The organism is Mycobacterium sp. (assembly GCF_035570115.1).
Lineage (GTDB): Bacteria > Actinomycetota > Actinomycetes > Mycobacteriales > Mycobacteriaceae > Mycobacterium.
This window is the reverse complement of the sequence record NZ_DATMLH010000020.1, coordinates 1-20335: the sequence shown is the minus strand read 5'-3', so window position 1 is coordinate 20335 and position 20335 is coordinate 1. Positions and strand designations below refer to the sequence as shown.

Here is a 20335-nt window from a genome sequence, read left to right as displayed (position 1 = left end):
TTCGAGCTGACCAACCCGTGGCAGGCGGCGGCGTCGTCGGCTCTGGCCTTCAGCGTCGGAGCCCTGTTGCCTTTGTTCGCCATCCTGGTCGCACCGCCCGGCGCCCGGATACCGCTGACCGTGGTCGCGGTGCTGATCGCTCTGCTGATCACCGGTACCGTCTCGGCTCATCTCGGTGGGGCGTCGAAACATCGTGCGGCGCTGCGCAATTTCGTCGGCGGCGGAGTCGCTCTGGCAGTCACCTATTTCATCGGCCACCTGGTCGGCGCCGCGATCGGCTGACCACTATTCGTGGTCGACGAAGCCTTCGATGCCATCCGGCAGCGCGCTGGATCCGGGCGCGGTGATGGCGTCCAGGCGGGCCAGAGCGTCGGCGCTCAACGTCACGTCGCCGGCGCCGAGGTTCTCCTCGAGGTGTGCGATCGACCGCGTGCCCGGAATCAGCAACGTCGTCGGCGTGTGTGCCAGCAGCCAGGCCAGTCCGACCTGAGCCGGCGTGGCGCCGACCTCGCCGGCGATGTCGATCACCACGGCATTGTCGGACGCCTTGGGGAAACCGGGAAATGCCGACCCGAGCGGGAAATACGGCACCCAGGCGATGTTCTCGGCCGCGCAGACCTCGAGCATGTCCTCCTGCGAACGGTCCATCAGGCTGTAGGAGTTCTGGACGCACGCGATGCCGGCCGGCAGCGCGCGTTTCAGGATCGCAAGCGGCACACTGCTGACGCCGATCCCACCGATCTTGCCTTCGTCGCGCAGCGCGATCATCTCGGCCAGCTGGTCGTCGAGGTCGACGATTTGGTCACCCTCGGCCGCCAGGCCGGGTCCGAGGTCGAGGCGGCGCAGGTTGACCACCGGAACGCACTCGATGCCGAGTTGGCTCAGGTCGTCTTCGACAGCGGCACGAAGCTCGGCGGGGCGTTGTGCCGCGGCCAGGGGTATCGGGTCGTCGCCGGTGTAGCGCGCACCGACCTTGCTGACGATGACGAGGTCGTCGGGGTAGGGCGCCAGCGCTTTGCGGATCCGGCGGTTCACCTCGCCGGGGCCGTAGAACGACGCGGTGTCGATGTGGTCGACGCCGAGGTCGACCGCGCGGCGCAGCACGCCGACCGCGTCGTCAAGCGAGGGTTCGAATAGTTGCATGGCGCCGTAGCCGACGCGGGCGACCGGGTAGGTGCCGATGCTGCCGGCGCCGCCGAGGGTTGGCTTGTCAGTCATGGTGCTCCTCTGTTCGTGAGACACTGGTACAAATGCGGAGGACCCTCCGTTTGTTTGACTGTAGCAGAAACGGAGGATCCTCCACTTTGGCTGAGAGTGTTCGGTCCGACGCCCGCCGCAATCGGGAGAAGCTGCTCGAGGTGGCGACCGCGGCATTCGCCGCCGCCGACGGGCGTCCGGTGTCGCTGGAGTCGATCGCCCGCGACGCCGGCGTCGGCATCGGCACGCTGTATCGCCATTTCCCCAATCGGGAGGCACTGGTCGAGGCGATTTACCGGACTGAACTCGCCGAAGTGGCCGCCGCCGCCGAACGGCTGCTCAAGCGGCATCCGCCGAAGACGGCGCTGCGCCGGTGGATGGACCGCTATGCGAGCTTCGTCGCCGCCAAGCGCGGGATGGCGGAGTCGCTGCATGCGATGTTCGACTCCGGCGCGATGCAGCCCAGCCAGACCCGCGACAGCATCGCCGGTGCCGTCGACCTGCTGTTGCGGGCCGGCGCCGACGACGGCAGCCTGCGTTCCGACGTGGAAGCCGACGATGTGGTGTCCAGCCTGATCGGCATCTTCCTGGCCAGTGGTTCGCTCGAGCAGACCGGTCGGCTGCTCGACCTGTTGGTCGCCGGCGTGACCGCTTCGCCTCGTTGAGGGAATCAATCGACGCCCGGCGTGGTAGAAGCAGGCATGAAACTCAATGACGCTGCGCGTGAACTGATCGGCAACGGCGCCGACGCCACCTTGGTCACCCTGAATCCCGATGGCAGTCCTCAGGTGAGCGTGGTCTGGGTGGCCCTGCGATCCACACCCGACGGCGACGAGCTGGTGACGGCCCACCTCGCTGAGCACAAGAAGGTCCGCAACGTCCGCCACGATCCTCGGGTCGCGGTGACGATCGTGAATCCGGGCGACGTGGGCAAAACGCTGCGGTCGTATATCTCGATCGACGGGACCGCGCGGATAGAGGAGGGCGGCGCCCCGGAGCTGCTCAAGGCGCTGTCGCAGGAGCTGTTGGACCCCAGCGTGTTCCCGCCGAAGGACGCGCCGCCCGGATTCGTGACCCACATCCGCATCGACAAAGTCGGCGGAGTCGGGCTCTAGTCATGAGGCTGGTGTGCTGACCCGCCGGGCGTGCGGCCAGCCGCACGTTGGGCCACGAATGTGCGGCCAGCCGCACACTCGGCGCGCAGAACTAGCCGACGGCGCGGCCGGCGCCTTCCCAGAACCGGGCGCGGACGGCCTTCTTGTCCGGCTTGCCCAGCCCGGTCAGCGGCAACGCGTCGACGACCACCACCCGCTTGGGTGACTGCACCGAGCCCTTGCGGTCCTTGACCGCCGCCTGGATTTCGGCGGTCATTGCCTCGATCGCGGCGTCGTCGGTCGCCGCATCGGCGCGTAACACCACCACGGCGGTGACGGCCTCACCCCACTTCTCGTCCGGCGTGCCGACCACGCACACTTGCGCGACCGCCGCGTGTTCGGCGATGACGTCCTCGACTTCGCGGGGGAACACGTTGAAGCCGCCGGTGACGATCATGTCCTTGACCCGGTCGACGATGAAGTAGAAGCCGTCCTCATCCTCGCGGGCCATATCGCCGGTGTGCAGCCAGCCGTCCTTGAACGTGTCGGCGGTCGCCTCGGGAAGATTCCAGTACCCGCCCGCCAAAAGCGGTCCGCTGACGCAGATTTCGCCCGGTTCACCCTGCGGCACCGGCTTGCCGTCCTCGCCCAGCAGCGCCACCCGCGCAAACAGCGTGGGTCGCCCGCATGAGGTCAACCGCTTCTCGTCGTGGTCGCCCTTGGCTAAATAGGTCACGGCCATCGGCGCCTCGGATTGGCCGTAGTACTGGGCGAAGATCGGGCCGAACCGCCGGATCGCCTCGGCCAGCCGAACCGGGTTGATCGCCGAGGCGCCGTAGTACACGGTCTCCAGCGACGACAAGTCCCGGGTCTGCGAATCCGGGTGGTCCATCAACGCATACAGCATCGACGGCACCAGCATGGTGGCTGTAATACGTTGCTCTTCAATGACTTTCAATACCTCGGCCGGATCGAACTTGCCGAGCACGAACATCGAGCCGCCCTTGACCACGGTGGGCGTGAAGAACGCCGCACCCGCGTGCGACAGCGGCGTGCACATCAGAAACCGCGGGTGCTCCGGCCACTCCCATTCGGCAAGCTGGATCGACGTCATGGCGGCGATGTTGCCGGTGGTGCCGATCACGCCTTTGGGCTTGCCGGTGGTGCCGCCGGTGTACGTCAGGCCGCCGATGTGGTCCGGCGGCAGATCGGCCACCACGAGTGGCTTCGGGGAGTACTTGGCCGCCTCGGCCGACAAGTCAACTGCCACAGCCTTCAGCTGTTCGGGCACCGGACCTATGGTCAGGATCTTCTTGAGCGAGTCGACCTTGTCCAGCAAGCCCAGCGCCCGCTCGACGAACATCGGGTTCGGGTCGATGATCAGCGCCGTGGCACCGGCATCGGAGAGGACGTAGGCGTGGTCCTCCAGCGAGCCCAATGGGTGCAGGGCGGTGCGTCGGTATCCCTGGGTCTGGTTGGCGCCGAGAATCATCAGCACCTCGGGCCGGTTGAGTGCTAACAGGCCGACCGTGACGCCGGTGCCGGCGCCCAGCGCCTCGAACGCCTGGATGTACTGGCTGACGCGTTCGGCAAGCTGACCGCCGGTCAGCGTGGTATCGCCGAGGAACAGCACCGGCCTGTTCTTGTGGCGCTTGAGCGCGCCCACGAGCAGGTGTCCGTTATGGGTCGGATTGTGCAGCAGCTCGTCACTCATGTGGTCAGACTAGAACGTGTTGCAATTCTTGTCTGCCACCCCCTCTGCCACCTCGGCCATCATTAGGATTTGTGCCCATGGCCGATGCGGATGTCGTCATCACCGGGACCGTGTTGACCGTTGACGACGCCCGGCCCACCGCCGAGGCGCTCGCCGTCGCCGACGGCCGGATCATTGCCGTCGGCAGCAGCTCCGACGTCACGGGCTTCGTTGGTCCCAACACCGAAACCGTCGACCTCGGCGACGGCTGCGTCATGCCGGGATTCATTGAGGCACATGGCCATCCGTTGATGGAGGCTGTCGTGCTATCCGACCGGATCGTTGACATTCGGCCGGTGACGCCGGAGGAGCCGCTGCGCAACATCAGCGTGGCCGTGACCCGAATGGCACCCAGCGGCCGGGTGCTCGGGCCCGAGGAGCGGCTGACCGTCGAGCAGGCGATCCGGGCGCAGACCATCGACGCGGCGTGGCACTTGTTTGCCGACGACGTGGTCGGCTCATTGGAAGTCGGTAAATACGCGGACCTGGTGGTGCTGTCCGCCGATCCGCGGGCGGTGCCGCCCGAGCAGATCGCCGACCTGGAGGTTCGTGCGACCTATCTGGCAGGTCGCCAGGTCTACCCGCAGTGACTCCCGTGCTCGACGACCTGATCGACCGGCTGCATGTCGTGGCGCTGCCCATGCGGGTGCGCTTCCGCGGCATCACCAGCCGTGAGCTGGCACTGATCGACGGTCCGGCCGGATGGGGCGAATTCGGCGCCTTTCTGGAATACGACCACGCCGAGGCCGCGCACTGGCTGGCCGCGGCTCTCGACTCGGCTTACCGGCCGGCGCCGCCGCCGCGACGAGACCGCATCGCCATCAACGCCACCGTCCCGGCGGTCCCCGCCGCGCAGGTGCCCGAAATCCTCGCCCGTTTCCCCGGCGCGGGCACCGCGAAGGTGAAGGTCGCCGAACCCGGCCAGACCCTCGCCGACGACGTCGCCCGGGTGGACGCGGTCCGCGACCTGGTTCCCACCGTGCGGGTCGACGCCAACGGCGCCTGGACGGTCGCGCAGGCCGTCGAGGCCGCAGCCGCGCTGACCGCGAGCGGTCCGCTGGAGTATCTGGAGCAGCCCTGCGGCACGGTCGACGAACTCGCCGAACTGCGGCGCCGCGTCGAGGTCCAGATCGCCGCCGACGAGAGCATCCGTAAGGCCGGCGATCCGCTGGCCGTGGTCCGCGCCGGTGCCGCCGATATCGCCGTGCTGAAAGTGGCGCCGCTGGGCGGTATTTCGGCTCTGCTGAAGATCGCTGCGCAGATCGACATTCCGGTGGTGATCTCCAGCGCGCTGGATTCGGCGGTCGGGATCGCCGTTGGGCTGGCCGCTGCCGCCGCCCTGCCGGAACTGCATCATGCCTGCGGGCTGGGCACCGGTCGGCTCTTCGTCGAGGACGTCGCCGAGCCGGTCGTACCCGTGGACGGCTACCTGCCGGTGGTGTCGGTGGCGCCGGATCCGGCGAGGCTGCAGGCGCTGGCCGCGCCGCCGCAGCGGCGACGGTGGTGGATCGACCGGATCAAAGCCTGCTACCCGCTGATGTCCTAATTTGTGGGCTACATGGCGTAGACGACATAGCGTCTATCGCCAACACTTAGCCCTATGGCAGAAAAAGTCCTGATCGTCGGTTTCCCGGGCGTCCAGGCCCTCGACATGGTCGGGCCATTCGACGTGTTCGCCGGGGCAGCACTGGCTCTGTCCGCCGAAGGTAAAGACGGCTATCAGCCGATGGTGGCCTCGATCGACGGGCAGCCGGTGGCCACCGGGACCGGGCTGACCTTCGCCACGGTCGAACTGCCCGACCCCAGTGAACCCGTCGACACCCTGGTGCTGCCTGGCGGTCACGGGGTACATGCGGCCCGGCAGGATTCACGCATCATCGACTGGATCGTGGCAGCGGCGCCACATGCCCGCCGGGTGGTCAGCGTGTGTACCGGAGCATTCCTGGCCGCCGAGGCCGGTCTGCTCGACGGTTGCCGGGCGACCACCCATTGGGCCTTCACCGATCAGTTGGCGCGCGAATTCCCGACGATCGACGTCGACCCGGATCCGATCTTCGTGCGCAGCTCGCCGAGCGTGTGGACGGCCGCCGGCGTCTGCGCGGGCATCGATCTGGCGTTGGCGCTGGTCGAAGAGGATCACGGCACCGAGGTGGCACAAACGGTGGCCCGGTACCTGGTGCTGCATCTGCGCCGGCCCGGCGGCCAGACGCAGTTCGCGGCGCCGGTGTGGGTGGCACGCGCCAAACGCGAACCGATCCGCACCGTCCAAGACGCCATTGAGTCCGAACCCGGCGCCGCGCACAGCATTTGTGAGCTGGCCAGCCGCGCCGCCATGAGCCCGCGGCACTTCACCCGAGTATTCACCGACGAAGTCGGCGAGGCGCCCGGCGCGTACGTCGAACGGGTCCGCACCGAGGCAGCCCGCCGTCAACTCGAGCAGACCGACGACACTGTGGTGGCGATCGCGGCGCGCTGCGGCTTCGGCACCGCGGAAACCATGCGCCGCAACTTTATTCGCCGGATCGGCGTGTCGCCCGACCAGTACCGGAAAACATTCGCTTGACCTAAGGAGCACCGCATGTCACAGATCGCGATCGTCACCTATCCGGGTTTCACTGCGCTGGACTTCATCGGCCCCTACGAGGTGCTGCGCTGGCTGCCCGACGCCGAGATCCGATTCGTATGGCACGAACCGGGCCCGATCACGGCCGACTCCGGCGTACTCGTCATCGGGGCCACCCATTCGTTCGCCGAAACCCCTTCGCCCGATGTGATTTTGGTGCCTGGCGGGATGACCACCGTGGAACATGCCCGCGACGAGACGCTGCTGGACTGGGTGCGCACGGCGCATCGGAGCGCGACCTGGACGGCGTCGGTGTGCTCGGGTTCGGTCATCCTCGCCGCGGCCGGCCTGCTCGACGGCAAACGCGCCACCTCGCATTGGATGGCCCTCCCTGTGCTGAAAACGTTGGGCGCCATCCCTGTTGGCGACGAACGCGTCGTCCACCAAGGTGACATCGTCACCAGCGCGGGGGTGTCGGCGGGGATCGACTTGGCGCTGTGGCTAGCCGGCCGGATCGGTGGTGATGATCGTGCGAAGGTCATCCAGCTGGCGATGGAATACGACCCGCAGCCGCCGTTCGACTCCGGCCATATGTCCAAGGCGTCGGCGAAGACCAAGGCGGCGGCCACCGCGCTGATGGCCAGGGATGTCGCCAAACCGGCTCAGCTCAAGGCCGGGACGCTGCTGCTGTGGGACCGAGCGCTGTCGGCGGCGCGGGCCAAGGTCGTCCGCCGCTGAATTGCCGCAGCTGGCCAGTTTCTAGCGGTCATACGCTTGGCCGGATCTTGGATCGAATCGGGTCGCGGGGCAGGACTGCGCGTTTTGGGGCTGAGCCGGGGGCGTCGGTAGGTTCATCGTCGTGATCAACCTGGCTTACGACGACAGCGGGAAGGGCGAGCCCGTCCTTTTCATCGCCGGCCGTGGCGGTGCCGGACGCACCTGGCATCTGCATCAGGTCCCGGCCTTCCTGGCGGCCGGCTACCGCGTCATCACCTTCGACAACCGCGGGGTCGGCGCGACAGCGAACGCCGACGGTTTCACGACCGAGACCATGGTCGCCGACACCGTGGCGCTGATCGAATCCCTGGACGCGGGCCCGGTGCGCATCGTGGGGGTGTCGATGGGTTCCTACATCGCGCAAGAGTTGCTGGTGGTCCGGCCCGATTTGGTGAGCCAGGCGGTGTTGATGGCCACCCGCGGCCGTCTGGACCGTGCACGGGATTTCTTCCGGATCGCGGAGGAAGAGTTCGCCGCGTCCGGCGTCCAGCTGCCCGTTTCCTATGACGCGAAAATCCGTTTGCTGGAGAGCTTTTCACCCAAAACGCTGAGCAACGACGAGGTCGTGGCCGAGTGGATCGGCATGTTCAACATTTGGCCGATCAAGATCACTCCGGGACTGGTCTGCCAAGGCAGGGCCTCGCCGCAGGGCAGCCGGTTGCCCGCGTATCGAAGTATTCCGACGCCGGTGCTGGTGCTGGGCTTCGCGGATGACGTGGTGACACCGCCGCACCTTGGCAAAGAAGTCGCCGATGCGATGCCCAACGGCACTTACCTGAAGATCGCCGACACCGGGCATCTCGGGTTCCTCGAGCGGCCGGAGGTGGTCAACACCGCGATCCTGGACTTCTTCACCGAGGTGCCGTTCTAACCGGCCTGCATCGTCGCCCAACTAGGCTGGTCTGGTGAATCCCTCGACGGCACAGGCCCGCGTCGTCGTCGACGAACTGATCCGCGGCGGCGTCCGCGATGTGGTGCTGTGCCCAGGCTCGCGGAACGCGCCGCTGGCGTTTGCGCTGCAAGAAGCGGACCGGGCCGACCGGATCCGGTTGCACGTGCGCATCGACGAGCGGACCGCCGGGTATCTGGCGATCGGGCTGGCCATCGCGGCCGGCGCGCCGGTGTGCGTTGCGATGACGTCGGGTACCGCGGTGGCCAATCTGGGTCCGGCCGTGGTGGAGGCCAACTACGCGCGGGTGCCGCTGATCGTGTTGTCGGCCAACCGGCCGTACGAGCTGCTCGGCACCGGCGCCAACCAGACCATGGAGCAGCTCGGCTACTTCGGCACCCAGGTCCGCGCCACGATCAGCCTCGGGCTGGCCGAGGACGCACCGGAGCGGATGGACGCGCTCAACGCGACCTGGCGATCAGCCACCTGCCGGGTACTGGTCGCCGCTACCGGTGCCCGCAGCGCCAACGCCGGGCCGGTGCACTTCGACATCCCGCTGCGCGAGCCGCTGGTGCCCGATTCCGACCCCCGCCCCACCCCGCACGGCCGTCCGAACGGCAGACCGTGGACGTACACCCCGCCGGTCAGCTTCGACCAGCCGCTGGACGTCGACCTGAACCTGGACACGGTGGTCATCGCCGGTCACGGCGCAGGCGAACAACCCGAGCTGGCCGCGTTGCCGACGGTCGCCGAGCCAACCGCCCCGCCCGCGGCCACTCCGTTGCACCCGCTGGCGCTGCCGCTGCTGCGCCCGCAGCAGGTGATCATGCTGGGCCGCCCCACCCTGCACCGACCCGTGTCGACGTTGCTGGCCGACCCGTCGGTGCCGGTTTTTGCGCTGACGACCGGCCCGCGCTGGCCTGATGTGTCGGGTAACTCGCAGGCCACCGGCACCCGGGCGGCCACCACCGGTAAGCCGAACCCGGCCTGGCTGGGCCGCTGCGCCGAACTCAACCGGCACGCGATCGCGGCGGTGCGCGGGCAGCTCAAGGCCCACCCGCTGACCACCGGCCTGCATGTGGCCGCCGCCGTCGCCGACGCGCTGCGCCCCGGTGACCAGCTGGTGCTGGGTGCGTCCAACCCGGTGCGCGACGCCGCCCTGGTGGGCCTCAATCCGCATGGCATCAAGGTGCGCTCCAACCGTGGGGTCGCCGGTATCGACGGGACGGTTTCCACCGCGATCGGGGCGGCGCTGGCGCACGAGCAGACAGGTGGCCGCACGGTGGCGCTGATCGGCGATCTGACCTTCGTGCACGACAGCTCCGGATTGCTGATCGGGCCGACCGAACCGATACCGTCCCAGCTGACCATCGTGGTGTCCAACGACAACGGTGGCGGCATCTTCGAACTGCTCGAGCAGGGCGACCCACGGTTTTCCGACATATCCTCCCGGGTCTTCGGCACCCCGCACGATGTGGACGTCGGCGCGCTGTGCCGCGCCTACCACGTTGACAGTCGGCAAATCGAGGTCGCTGAGCTCGGCCCCGCGCTCGACGAGCCGGGCGCCGGTATGCGAGTACTCGAGGTCAAGGCCGACCGATCCTCGCTGCGGCAGCTGCACGCCGCCATCAAGGCCGCCTTGTGAAGGTCCCCGCTAGGGCCGTGACGGCCCTCGCATCACTTAAAGCTGTGGTGCGCATCCTCATTCACGGTCGCAGCGGCGATGTCCCCGACACTCGGGGGCATCGCATGGTGCGTTGGGCACGCATCGGCGTGCTGATCTTGACCGGCCTGGTCACTCTGCAGTCATTGCTGCTGGTGGCCGGAACGTGGCGCAATGACATTGCCATCCAACGCAATATGGGAGTGGCGGAGGCCGAGGTGCTCAGCGCCGGGCCGCGGCGCTCCACCATAGAATTCGTCACACCGGATCGGGTCACCTACCGCCCAGAGCTGGGTGTGCTCTATCCGTCCGAATTAGCAACGGGGATGAGGATTTACGTCGAATACGACAAACTCAACCCCAACCTGGTGCGGGTGCAGCACCGCAACGCGAAGCTGGCCATCATCCCGGCCGGATCCATCGCGGTGGTTGGTTGGCTGGTCGCCGCGGCCGCGCTGGCCGGGCTGGTGTTGGTGGACAAACGGCTGGAGCGTCAGCTGGACAAGGCGTCAAGCCAGCCCGGGTCCTGAATGTCGACGACTCTGTTCGTTTTGAGGTCGTAAACCGTTGGGGTGCCGGGGTCTGCCGGATTCACCTCGCCGAGGCGTGCCCAGTTTGCCTCGTTGAGCGCGGCGGCGTCGACCGCGTGATCACCGGCCGCGATCCGGTCGGCCACCGCCGCGGTCACTTCGCTTTCGCGGGCCATCGCCGCGATGTCGCTGTTGCTCGGGCCGTCCGGACTCTGGTGGCGGTAGAGGTCTTGCACGAGAGCCTGATACGCGGTCGCCGAGGTCGTCGGGTCGGCCGCCAAAAACAGCGCATTGCTGATCCGGGCGGAAACGACGTTGTGATGTTTGGCATCGAGAAAAGTCAGCCATCGATACGTGACCGCGAGCCGGCCGCTGGCCAGATCGCCGGCAAACCGGTCGCCGTAGGTCGACTCCAGCTGGGCGCAGTACGGGCATTGTGGGTCGCAGAAGATCTCCAACTGCACTGGGGCGGCACCGGACCAGCCAGACGCGACTATCACCCCGTTGCCGTCCGGGGTGCGTGGCACGTCGGCGTAGGCGGTCGCAGTGACGAACGTCACCGACCACAACGTCGTGAGCGCCAATAACCGCAGGCAGGATCGCATTGTCCAACCCCCCTTTGCATCAGAGTTCGTGTGTCGTACGCCCGTCGGTAACCATATCGACAGGCGCCGCTGCCACCGTGATGGTGTGCGCGTAGCGATTGTCGCGGAGTCCTTTCTCCCGCACGTCAACGGCGTCAGCAACTCGGTAGTCCGGGTACTCGAGCACCTGCGCCACACCGGTCACGAAGCCCTTGTCATTGCGCCCGACACGCCGCCGGGAGAGCCGCCCGCCGATCGAATCCACGACGGTATCCGGGTGTACCGGGCGCCGTCGCGGATGTTCCCGAAGATCACCTCGCTACCGCTCGGAGTGCCTACACCCCGGATGACAAGCGTGCTGCGCGGATTCGACCCAGACGTCGTGCATTTGGCGTCGCCGGCCTTGCTCGGCTGGGGCGGTGTGCGGGCGGCCCGTCGTCTCGGGGTGCCGACGGTCGCGGTATACCAAACCGACGTACCGGGTTTCGCGGCCAGCTACGGCATCGGGATGACCACCCGGGCAGCCTGGGCGTGGTTCCGCCACCTGCACCGCCTCGCCGACCGCACTCTGGCGCCATCCAGTGCGACGATGGAATCGCTTGTCTCGCATGGTATTCCGCGGGTACACCACTGGGCACGCGGAGTTGACATCATGGGCTATGCCCCGTCGGCTCGCGACGAGGCCCTCAGGCGGCACTGGTCGCCGCAGGGCAAGCCGATCGTCGGGTTCGTGGGCCGGCTCGCGCCGGAAAAGCATGTCGAGCGGCTCACCACGTTGGCTGCCGGCGACGCGGTGCAGCTGGTCATCGTCGGCGACGGGGTCGACCGGGCCAAGCTGCAATCGGCAATGCCGGCAGCCGTTTTCACCGGAGCGTTGTACGGTCAGGAACTCGCCGCGGCGTATGCCAGCATGGACGTCTTCGTGCACGCCGGTGAACACGAGACGTTCTGCCAAGTCGTGCAGGAAGCGCTGGCGTCGGGGTTGCCGGTGATTGCCCCCGACGCCGGCGGACCACGTGACCTGATTACCCCGTGGCGCACCGGACTGCTATTGGGAGTCAACGAGTTCGAGGCACGGCTGCCCGAGGCCGTCGCGCACCTTGTCGCGGAACGAGAGCGCTACGCGCTGGCTGCCCGACGCAGCGTACTCGCCCGGACCTGGCCAGTCATCTGCGACGAGCTGCTCGGTCACTACGAGGCGGTGCTGGGCAACCGCCGAGCAGTCGCGGCCTGAGCGCAGCTATCCCTGGGCCAACTCCGCGACCGGCTGCCACTGCTCCCACGTGCGCAACCGGCTTTCGTAATCGGCCTTGGCGACAGAGAGCGGCGATCCGCCGAAAAACACCCGCAGTGGCGGCTGCTGGGCGTCCACCACTTTCAGCAACGCCGCCGCCGAGGCGCTTGGGTCGCCGGGGCTGGCCCATCGCTGACGGCGCTGCGCCTCGACTGCGGCACGCACCTCGTCGTAAGCCGGTAGTGGATCGGCGTGCTTGGCCGACGGGCCCGACCAGTCAGTGTCGAAGCCGCCCGGTTCGACGAGCGTGACGTGCACGCCGAACGGCGCGACCTCTTGCGCCAGTGCCTGCGAGAAGCCCTCCAGCGCCCACTTTGAAGCATGGTAGATGCCGACCAGGGGAAACGCGCTGATGCCTCCGATCGAGGACACCTGGATGATGTGTCCGCTGCGCTGCTCACGCAGATAGGGGAGCGCGGCCTGGGTGATCCACAGCGCGCCGAACACATTGGTCTCGATCTGATCGCGTGCCTCTTGCTCGGACAGTTCTTCGACGAAACCGAACTGGCCGTAGCCCGCGTTGTTGACCACGATGTCCAGGCGTCCGAAGTGATCGTGCGCCTGCTTGACCGCCGCGAAGTCCGCTTCGCGATCGGTGACGTCCAGCCGGATCGGCAACAGTGCGTCACCGTATTTCGCAACCAAGTCGTCCAGCGTCGCGGTGTTCCGCGCCGTTGCCGCGACCTTGTCGCCGCGATGCAACGCGGCGATCGCCCATTCACGTCCGAAGCCACGCGATGTACCCGTGATAAACCACACTTTTTCACTCACGCCGTTGTGCAACGCATTTATCAGCGCCCCATTCCCGCAAGGTAGCGTCGACGCCGTGAGCCGCGCGACCCTGGACAAGGATCCTCGCCAGGTGGCGTCGATGTTCGACGGCGTCGCCCGGCGCTACGACCTGACCAACACGGTGCTTTCGCTCGGTCAGGACCGGTATTGGCGTCGGGCCACTCGGTCGGCGCTGCGCATCGGGTTCGACGAGAAGGTGCTGGACCTAGCCGCGGGCACGGCGGTCTCGACGGTTGAGCTGGCTACCTCTGGGGCATGGTGCGTCGCGGCGGATTTCTCGGTCGGCATGCTCGTGGCCGGGCGGGCCCGCGAGGTGCCCAAGGTCGCCGCTGACGCCACCCGACTACCGTTCGGCGACAACGTTTTCGACGCGGTCAGCATCAGTTTCGGGCTGCGGAATATTGCCGACCGCGAGGCGGCGCTGCGTGAGATGGCTCGGGTCGTCCGTCCCGGCGGGCGGTTAGTGGTGTGCGAATTCTCCACACCCACCAATCGGCTGTTCGCCACGGCCTACAAGGAGTACTTGATGCGGGCGTTGCCGCGGGCGGCGCGCGCCGTGTCGAGCAATCCGGACGCGTATGTCTACCTGGCCGAGTCGATTCGGGCCTGGCCCGACCAGCCCGCGCTGGCACACCAGATTTCGCGGGCCGGATGGTCGGCGGTGCGCTGGCGCAACTTGACCGGCGGCATCGTCGCACTGCACGCTGCCTACAAGCCCTGAGCGCTGCCGGGGAACGCGGTCAGCTGAACGGCTTTCGACGGTCAATCAGCCGCGAGGCGCGCCCGCCGCCGCGCCACACTCGTGCCACCCAGTCGGCGTCGTCGTCGGTGACCAGGTTGCCCATCACCCGCACCGCGATGCTCATCAGCGTCGTCGAGCGCATCGCGATCGGACCCGTCGCGGGCAAGAACCGCGGGAATGTCAGCAACAACGCCAGCCGACGCGCGACCGAAAACCCGCGGCCGTAATGGGATTGCAGCAGTTGCGGCCATGCCCTGGACAGGTCGGACAGGTCACCCGAGCCGAGCAGCTCCAGCATTTCCGCGGCCAGCCGCCCGGTCTCCAGCCCGTAGTCGATGCCCTCGCCGTTCAACGGGTTGACGCAGGCCGCCGCGTCGCCGATCAGCATCCAGTTGCGGCCGGCCACCCCCGACACCGCCCCACCCATCGGCAGCAGCGCCGACGACACCGCGCGGGGCTGGCCGGTGAACCCCCACTCGTCACGGCGCAGGTCGGTGTAATACGACATCAGCGGCCGCAGCGCCAGCTCAGCCGGTCGCTTCGTGGTCGACAGCGCGCCCACGCCGATGTTCACCTCGCCGTTGCCCAGCGGGAAGATCCAGCCGTAGCCGGGCAGCACAGCGCCGTCGGGGGAGCGCAGTTCCAGGTGGGAGGTCAGCCACGGTTCGTCGCCGCGCGGCGTGGTCAGGTATCCGCGGGCGGCGATGCCGTACACCGTCTCCTGATGCCATCGCCGACCCAGAACGCGGCCCAGGGTCGAACGGGCGCCGTCGGCGACGATCAGCTCGCGGCAGCCGATCTCCGTCCCGTCGGACAGCGCCACCGAGACCACGCGGGCCGACGAATCATGATGAACGCCAACAGCTTTGACGCCGAGGCGCATGCGCGCACCGGAGTCCTCGGCGACCTTGCGGATCCGGTCGTCCAACTCGACGCGGGCCACCGCGCTGCCGGTCGACGGGAACGACGGGCCGGGCCATTCGACTTCCACCTCGCCGCCGAATCCGCTCATCCGCAGGCCGCGATGCCGGATCCGGGCATCCAGCCAGTCGCCCAGCCCCAACCGTTCCAACTCGGCGACGGCTCGCGGCGTCAGCCCGTCACCGCAGGCCTTATCGCGGGGAAAGTTCGCCGCGTCGACGACGAGCACGTCGCGTCCCGCCCGGGCGGCCCAGGCGGCCGCCGCCGACCCCGCCGGTCCGGCGCCCACGACCACCACGTCGGCGCTGCTGTGCATGCTCACCAGTATGTTGGTCAGGTGAGGACTCCGGCGACGGTGGTGGCGGGCCTAGATCTCAGCGACTTCGGCGATGCCGCATTCGCCGCGAATGTGCGCGACGGAGTGGCCCGGATCGAGCAACTGATGGAAACCGAGTTGCGCGGGTCAGACGACCTGATGACAGAGGCTGTGCTGCACCTGTTCAAGGCCGGCGGCAAACGTTTCCGCCCGCTTTTCACGGTGCTGTCGGCCCAGTTGGGGCCGCGGCCGGCTGCCGATGAGGTGACGATCGCCGGTGCGGTCATCGAACTGGTGCACCTGGCCACGCTGTACCACGACGACGTGATGGACGAGGCTCAAGTGCGCCGCGGGGCTCCCAGCGCCAACCTGCGGTGGGGCAACAACGTGGCGATCCTGGCCGGCGACTACCTGTTCGCGACGGCGTCGCGGATGGTGTCATGGCTGGGTCCCGACGCGGTGCGGATCATCGCCGAGACGTTCGCCCAGCTGGTCACCGGTCAGATGCGCGAGACCCGGGGCATAGATGAAGCGGCTAGCGGTGCCGATCCGATCGAGTACTACCTGAAGGTGGTGCATGAGAAGACGGCCTGTCTGATCGGCGCGGCGGGCCAGTTCGGCGCGATGTTCTCCGGCGCCGACGAGGATCAAATCCAGCGGCTCAGCCGACTGGGCAGCATCGTCGGTACGGCGTTCCAGATCTCCGACGACATCATCGACATCGACAGCGACCCCGACGAGTCAGGCAAGCTGCCCGGCACCGACTTGCGCGAAGGTGTCCACACGTTGCCGGTGCTCTACGCGTTGCACGACAGTGGACCGGACGCTGATCGGCTGCGCGAACTGCTGGTCGGGCCGATCGACGACGACGCGCGGGTGACCGAGGCGTTGGCGCTGCTGCGAGCCTCGGCAGGGATGGCTAAGGCCAAGGACACCCTGGCGCGATATGCGGCGCAAGCGCGCGAGGAGTTGGCCGCGCTGCCCGAGGGCCCTGGTCGGCAGGCGCTTTCCACTCTGGTCGACTACACGATCCACCGCCACGGCTAGTTGCCGGAACTCATGGGGCCGCCTTGAGCGTTGAATGAGCGACTAGGAGGAAGCTGATGACCTGGCATCCGCATCACAACACGTTCAAGACGTTCGCGCTGCTGGTAGGCATGTCGGCGCTGATCGTGTTCGTCGGCGGGCTGTTCGGCCGGACCGCGCTCTGGATCGCTGTGCTGTTCGCCGTCGGTATGAACGTCTACACCTACTTCAACAGCGACAAGCTGGCGCTGCGGGCGATGCACGCGCAGCCGGTGTCGGAGCTGCAGGCGCCGGCGATGTACCGGATCGTGCGTGAGCTGGCCACCGCCGCCCACCAGCCGATGCCGCGGCTCTACATCAGTGACACCGCCGCGCCCAACGCGTTCGCGACCGGCCGCAACCCGCGCAACGCCGCGGTGTGCTGCACCAGCGGGATTCTCAACATTCTCGATGAGCGCGAGCTGCGTGCGGTGCTGGGTCACGAGCTTTCGCACGTCTACAACCGCGACATCCTGATCTCGTGTGTGGCCGGTGCGCTGGCGTCGGTGATCACCGCGTTGGCCAACATGGCGATGTTCGCGGGTGCATTTGGCGGCAATCGCGATGGGGGTAATCCCTTTGCGCTGCTGCTGGTTTCGCTGTTGGGCCCGATCGCGGCCGGGGTGGTGCGGATGGCTGTGTCGCGATCGCGCGAATACCAAGCCGACGAATCGGGTGCGCTGCTGACCGGCGATCCGTTGGCGCTGGCCTCGGCGCTGCGCAAGATCTCCGGTGGTGTGCAGGCCGCGCCGCTGCCTCCCGAGCCGCGGCTTGCGGCCCAGGCACACTTGATGATCGCCAACCCGTTCCGCAACGGTGAGCGGATAGGTTCGCTGTTTGCGACCCACCCGCCGATCGCCGACCGGATCCGGCGGCTTGAGGAAATGGCCGGGCACTAGATTCCCCAGGCCGACCATGCGGTGACTTTCCGATTCGAGTGCGCATGCGATATCACGCCTGCATGAATCGCTACACCTATCGCGCGGAGTGGTCTGCTGAGCATGGCGAATACGTCGGCCGATGCATTGAGTTGCCGTGGTTGTCGAAGTGGGCGCCCACGATGCAGCGAGCGATTGCTGACGTCGAGCAGGCTGTCAACGAGTACGTCGCCGAGTGCGAGGCCGACGATCACGAGCCGCCGGCCCCGATAACTGAACGAAAATTCAGCGGTAAGTTCGTCGTCCGGACGTCGCCGGCGCTGCATGCGCGCCTTGCGGTCGAGGCCGCCGAACAGAACGTGTCGTTGAATCAGTGGGCGGTGCAAAAGCTTGCCGATCGGCCACCGATCGGCCTCTTCGACCTCTGATATCGCATACGCATCGTTTTCAAAAAGACAATGCCCCCCAGGTCACGGTGCTGCTGTGACTGGAGTGCTCAGAAGCCCGAGCCGTGCACCTCGTGACCCGGTGTCTCGGCTGCCAGGCCGCTGTAGGCGTCCTCGACAGTCGCGCCGTGGTTGATCACCCCATCGACCTCGCGCGCGATCGGCATGTTCAACCCGTACTTGTCGGCGAACTCCATGATCACGCTCGCCGCCTTGACGCCCTCGGCGACTTGGTTCATCGACGAGATGATCTCGTCGATGGGTTTGCCCGCACCAAGCTGCTCGCCGACGTGGCGGTTGCGGCTGCGCTGGCTGGTGCAGGTGACGATCAGATCGCCCATGCCGGCCAGGCCGAAGAAGGTGTCGCGCTGCCCACCCATCGCCTCGCCCAGCTTTGACATCTCGCGCACCGAGCGGGCGATCACCATGGCGCGGGTGTTCTCGCCGATACCCAGCGAGTAGCCCATCCCGACGGCGATCGCATAGACGTTCTTCAGAGCGCCGGCCATCTCGACGCCGAGGACGTCGTCGATCGTGTACACGCGAAAACGCTTGGTGCGGAACAGCTGTGCCAGCCTCGCGGCGAGGTGCTGGTCGGGCATCGCCAGCACCGCCGCGGCCGCGTAACCTTCGCCGACCTCGCGGGCGATGTTGGGCCCGGCCAGGATGCCGGCGGGGTGGCCGGGCAGCACTTCGTCGACGATCTGCGACATCCGCATGTTGGTGCCTTGTTCGAGCCCCTTGACCAAAGACACCACCGGCACCCATGGCCGCAACTCGCTCGCCAGCTCGTTGAGCACGCCGCGGAACCCGTGCGACGGCACGCCCATCACGACGACGTCGGCGCATCTGGCGGCCTCGCTGAAGTCGGTGGTGGCACGCAGGGTTTCGCTGAGGACGACGTCTTTGCCGAGGTAGCGGCTGTTGCGGTGGTTCTCGTTGATGTCCTTGGCGGTCTCTTCCGATCGCACCCATTGCAGCGTCGGCCCGCGGCGTGCGCAGATGGACGCGACGGTGGTGCCCCAGGACCCGCCACCCAAAACGACGACCTTCGGTTCGCGCATAGCAGCTGCCATGGCGACCAGCGTATTGCCGTCGCCCAATCTTTACCGGCGGTTGGTTAGAAGTGGCCCCAGCCGCGTTGGCCGTCCCAGCCCCCGCAGACTCCGTTGGAGCAAGCGTTGACCGTGCCACCCTGGAATGGGTTCCAGCCGCCGCAGCCGTTCCAGCCGGGACCGCTCCCGCAGCCGCCTCCGCCACCCTGACCGTCAGGGCCGCCGCCGCCATTCGCTGGGTCGGCGAGAATGACGTGACTGGTCGCGGTGGTCGGCGCCGTCGTGCTCACGACGGCTACCGATGCCGCGGTAATCGCCCCAGCGGCAGCTCCCGCCACGACCACCGATGTGACGAAATTCCGTGTGATTAGCATGGCTCAATAATGCTCCGGCCAGTGCGCCGCTGCCAGTCCAGTTATCGGTGTGTCACCGACATTTCGCGAACGGAGCAGTTATCCGGCCAGCGCCGCCTTTTGGTCGGCGCGGCCGAAGACCATGGCCTCTTCGATCCGGTCCAACCGGAAATCGATGGCGTCGGCGAAGTAGTTCTGCCGAACGTTCCACGGCCGCTTGGTGCCGGATTTGGGCAGCGCGTGCGGCGAGCGCAGCACGTAACCGGCCTGGATGTCCCACGAAGGCTTTTCCGGCATCGGCTCACCGTCGAGATGCGGATAGGCGTGCGTGTAGCCGTGAGACTTCATATGAGCCAGCAGCTTTGCCGTCGCGCGGCCGGTCATGTCGGCGCGCAGCGTCCACGAGGCGTTGGTATACCCGACGCACCAGAACAGGTTGGGCACATCCTCCAACATGTGGGCCTTGTAGACGAAGCGGTCCTGCGGCTTGATCTCGCCGCCGTCGACTGACACCGACACGCCGCCCAGCGCCTGCAGTTGCAGACCGGTGGCGGTGACGATGACGTCGGCGTCGAGATGCCCGCCGGACTTCAAAACGACGCCGCTGGAATCGAAGTGGTCGATGTGGTCGGTCACCACATCGGCGCGGCCATCACCGATCGCGACGTACAGGTCGGCGTCGGGAATCAGGCACAGCCGCTGGTCCCACGGGTTGTAGCGCGGCTTGAAATGTGTGTCGACGTCGTAGCCCTGAGGCAGATTGCGGATCGCGATGCGACGAATCCACCACCGTAAAAAGCGCGGTGTCTTTCGCGCCAAGAGCCAGATCGCGCCCTCCAGCAGCGCATTGCGTTGCCGGATGATCGAGTGAGCAACCCTGCGCGGCAAGACTTTCCGCAACGCATCCGCCGCCGGACTGTATTTCGACGCCGAGAACAGATACGTCGGCGACCGCTGCAGCATGGTCACCTTCGACGCCTTCTCGGCCAGCGGCGGGATCAGCGACATCGCGGTGGCGCCGCTGCCGATAACCACCATCTTCTTGTCGGTGTAGTCCAGGTCTTCGGGCCAATGCTGCGGATGAACGACGGCGCCGTCGAACTCTTCGACGCCGGGGAAGTCCGGGATGTAGCCCTCGTCGTAGTTGTAGTAGCCGGACCCGAAGAACACGAACCGGCCGCGATAGCTGTTCTGCGCGCCGTCCTGCTCGGCGGTGACCGTCCAGGTGTCGGTCGATGAATCCCAGTCCGCCGAGCGGACGTAGTTGTTGAACCTGATGTGGCGGTCGATGCCGTACTTGTGCGCCGTGGTCTGCAGGTACTCCCGGATGTGCACGCCGTCGGCCACGCCTTCTTTGCGCGTCCACGGCTCCCACGGAAAGCACAGCGTGAAGATGCTGCTGTCGGACCGCACGCCGGGATAG

Annotated in this window: 22 protein-coding genes and 1 pseudogene; 15 read left to right on the top strand and 8 right to left on the bottom strand. The window is 67.2% G+C overall.

The window, feature by feature from the left end; genetic code table 11:
* On the top strand, window positions 1-282 hold a 282-nt coding region (locus VNW74_RS01375; RefSeq protein WP_325674814.1), incomplete at its 5' end, for a VIT1/CCC1 transporter family protein.
* Window positions 283-285: 3 nt separating this feature from the next.
* Here VNW74_RS01375 and VNW74_RS01370 read toward each other — a convergent pair.
* On the bottom strand, window positions 286-1218 hold the full coding sequence (locus tag VNW74_RS01370; RefSeq protein WP_325674813.1) for an aldo/keto reductase: 933 nt from the start codon (window positions 1216-1218) through the stop codon (window positions 286-288).
* A gap of 86 nt (window positions 1219-1304) precedes the next feature.
* Here VNW74_RS01370 and VNW74_RS01365 point away from each other — a divergent pair, with 86 nt between their 5' ends.
* Both VNW74_RS01365 and VNW74_RS01360 read left to right on the top strand, forming a co-directional pair.
* Window positions 1305-1862: a helix-turn-helix domain-containing protein gene (locus tag VNW74_RS01365; protein WP_325674812.1), complete on the top strand. Its 558-nt coding sequence runs from the start codon at window positions 1305-1307 to the stop codon at window positions 1860-1862.
* 36 nt (window positions 1863-1898) lie between these two features.
* Window positions 1899-2312, top strand: coding sequence for a PPOX class F420-dependent oxidoreductase (locus VNW74_RS01360; protein ID WP_325674811.1), 414 nt, complete (start codon window positions 1899-1901; stop codon window positions 2310-2312).
* A gap of 91 nt (window positions 2313-2403) precedes the next feature.
* On the opposite strand, the gene fadD8 is transcribed toward VNW74_RS01360, so the two are convergent.
* Window positions 2404-4005 carry a fatty-acid--CoA ligase FadD8 gene (gene fadD8 / locus VNW74_RS01355; RefSeq protein WP_325674810.1) on the bottom strand — a complete coding sequence of 534 codons (1602 nt, stop codon included), beginning with the start codon at window positions 4003-4005 and terminating at the stop codon, window positions 2404-2406.
* A 332-nt stretch (window positions 4006-4337) separates the two neighbouring features.
* Here fadD8 and VNW74_RS31815 point away from each other — a divergent pair.
* The 7 genes and pseudogenes from VNW74_RS31815 to VNW74_RS01320 all read left to right on the top strand — a co-directional run.
* Window positions 4338-4634 (top strand): annotated as a pseudogene (locus VNW74_RS31815) (amidohydrolase family protein); the annotation flags it as partial.
* Entirely contained in the window at window positions 4631-5590 is a 960-nt protein-coding gene (locus tag VNW74_RS01345) for an o-succinylbenzoate synthase (protein WP_325674808.1), read from the top strand. The pseudogene VNW74_RS31815 and the gene VNW74_RS01345, both read left to right, overlap by 4 nt.
* 54 nt (window positions 5591-5644) lie before the next feature.
* Window positions 5645-6607, top strand: a complete 963-nt coding sequence (locus VNW74_RS01340) for a GlxA family transcriptional regulator (protein ID WP_325674807.1) — start codon at window positions 5645-5647, stop codon at window positions 6605-6607.
* Window positions 6608-6622: 15 nt separating this feature from the next.
* Window positions 6623-7345, top strand: coding sequence for a DJ-1/PfpI family protein (locus tag VNW74_RS01335; protein WP_325674806.1), 723 nt, complete (start codon window positions 6623-6625; stop codon window positions 7343-7345).
* Window positions 7346-7466: 121 nt separating this feature from the next.
* Complete coding sequence (locus VNW74_RS01330; protein ID WP_325674805.1) at window positions 7467-8255, top strand: alpha/beta hydrolase; 789 nt, start codon at window positions 7467-7469, stop codon at window positions 8253-8255.
* A 34-nt stretch (window positions 8256-8289) separates the two neighbouring features.
* Window positions 8290-9918 (top strand): 2-succinyl-5-enolpyruvyl-6-hydroxy-3-cyclohexene-1-carboxylic-acid synthase, encoded by a 1629-nt coding sequence (gene menD / locus VNW74_RS01325; RefSeq protein ID WP_325674804.1) that lies wholly within the window; start codon window positions 8290-8292, stop codon window positions 9916-9918.
* A gap of 104 nt (window positions 9919-10022) precedes the next feature.
* A complete protein-coding gene (locus tag VNW74_RS01320) occupies window positions 10023-10466 on the top strand; it encodes a DUF3592 domain-containing protein (RefSeq protein WP_414686572.1) in 444 nt (147 codons plus the stop codon).
* Here the strand turns inward: VNW74_RS01320 and VNW74_RS01315 are convergent.
* Window positions 10430-11071, bottom strand: coding sequence for a DsbA family protein (locus VNW74_RS01315; protein ID WP_325674803.1), 642 nt, complete (start codon window positions 11069-11071; stop codon window positions 10430-10432). The two genes, VNW74_RS01320 and VNW74_RS01315, sit on opposite strands and share 37 nt — an antisense overlap.
* A gap of 85 nt (window positions 11072-11156) precedes the next feature.
* On the opposite strand from VNW74_RS01315, the gene VNW74_RS01310 reads away from it, so the two are divergent.
* Window positions 11157-12284, top strand: a complete 1128-nt coding sequence (locus VNW74_RS01310) for a glycosyltransferase family 1 protein (RefSeq protein ID WP_325674802.1) — start codon at window positions 11157-11159, stop codon at window positions 12282-12284.
* 6 nt (window positions 12285-12290) lie between these two features.
* Here the strand turns inward: VNW74_RS01310 and VNW74_RS01305 are convergent, their stop codons facing one another.
* On the bottom strand, window positions 12291-13115 hold the full coding sequence (locus VNW74_RS01305) for an SDR family oxidoreductase (RefSeq protein ID WP_325674801.1): 825 nt from the start codon (window positions 13113-13115) through the stop codon (window positions 12291-12293).
* 55 nt (window positions 13116-13170) lie between these two features.
* Between VNW74_RS01305 and VNW74_RS01300 the strand changes: the two genes are divergently transcribed.
* On the top strand, window positions 13171-13857 hold the full coding sequence (locus VNW74_RS01300) for a demethylmenaquinone methyltransferase (RefSeq protein ID WP_325674800.1): 687 nt from the start codon (window positions 13171-13173) through the stop codon (window positions 13855-13857).
* A 19-nt stretch (window positions 13858-13876) separates the two neighbouring features.
* On the opposite strand, the gene menJ is transcribed toward VNW74_RS01300, so the two are convergent.
* The gene (gene menJ, locus VNW74_RS01295) at window positions 13877-15121 is read right to left on the bottom strand and encodes a menaquinone reductase (RefSeq protein WP_325674799.1); all 1245 of its coding nucleotides are present in this window, start codon (window positions 15119-15121) and stop codon (window positions 13877-13879) included.
* A gap of 15 nt (window positions 15122-15136) precedes the next feature.
* Here menJ and grcC1 point away from each other — a divergent pair, with 15 nt between their 5' ends.
* The 3 genes from grcC1 (at window position 15137) to VNW74_RS01280 (ending at window position 17486) form a co-directional block, all read left to right on the top strand.
* The gene (grcC1, locus tag VNW74_RS01290; RefSeq protein ID WP_325674798.1) at window positions 15137-16162 is read left to right on the top strand and encodes a nonaprenyl/(2E,6E)-farnesyl/geranylgeranyl diphosphat synthase; all 1026 of its coding nucleotides are present in this window, start codon (window positions 15137-15139) and stop codon (window positions 16160-16162) included.
* 56 nt (window positions 16163-16218) lie between these two features.
* Entirely contained in the window at window positions 16219-17079 is an 861-nt protein-coding gene (gene htpX / locus VNW74_RS01285; RefSeq protein WP_325674797.1) for a zinc metalloprotease HtpX, read from the top strand.
* Between the two features lie 62 nt (window positions 17080-17141).
* The gene (locus tag VNW74_RS01280; protein ID WP_325674796.1) at window positions 17142-17486 is read left to right on the top strand and encodes a type II toxin-antitoxin system HicB family antitoxin; all 345 of its coding nucleotides are present in this window, start codon (window positions 17142-17144) and stop codon (window positions 17484-17486) included.
* Window positions 17487-17554: 68 nt separating this feature from the next.
* On the opposite strand, the gene VNW74_RS01275 is transcribed toward VNW74_RS01280, so the two are convergent.
* The 3 genes from VNW74_RS01275 to VNW74_RS01265 all read right to left on the bottom strand — a co-directional run.
* Entirely contained in the window at window positions 17555-18580 is a 1026-nt protein-coding gene (locus VNW74_RS01275; RefSeq protein WP_325674795.1) for an NAD(P)H-dependent glycerol-3-phosphate dehydrogenase, read from the bottom strand.
* Window positions 18581-18624: 44 nt separating this feature from the next.
* The gene (locus tag VNW74_RS01270; RefSeq protein WP_325674794.1) at window positions 18625-18933 is read right to left on the bottom strand and encodes a hypothetical protein; all 309 of its coding nucleotides are present in this window, start codon (window positions 18931-18933) and stop codon (window positions 18625-18627) included.
* Between the two features lie 78 nt (window positions 18934-19011).
* The coding region (locus tag VNW74_RS01265) for an NAD(P)/FAD-dependent oxidoreductase (RefSeq protein ID WP_325674793.1) at window positions 19012-20335 on the bottom strand (1324 nt) is incomplete at its 5' end.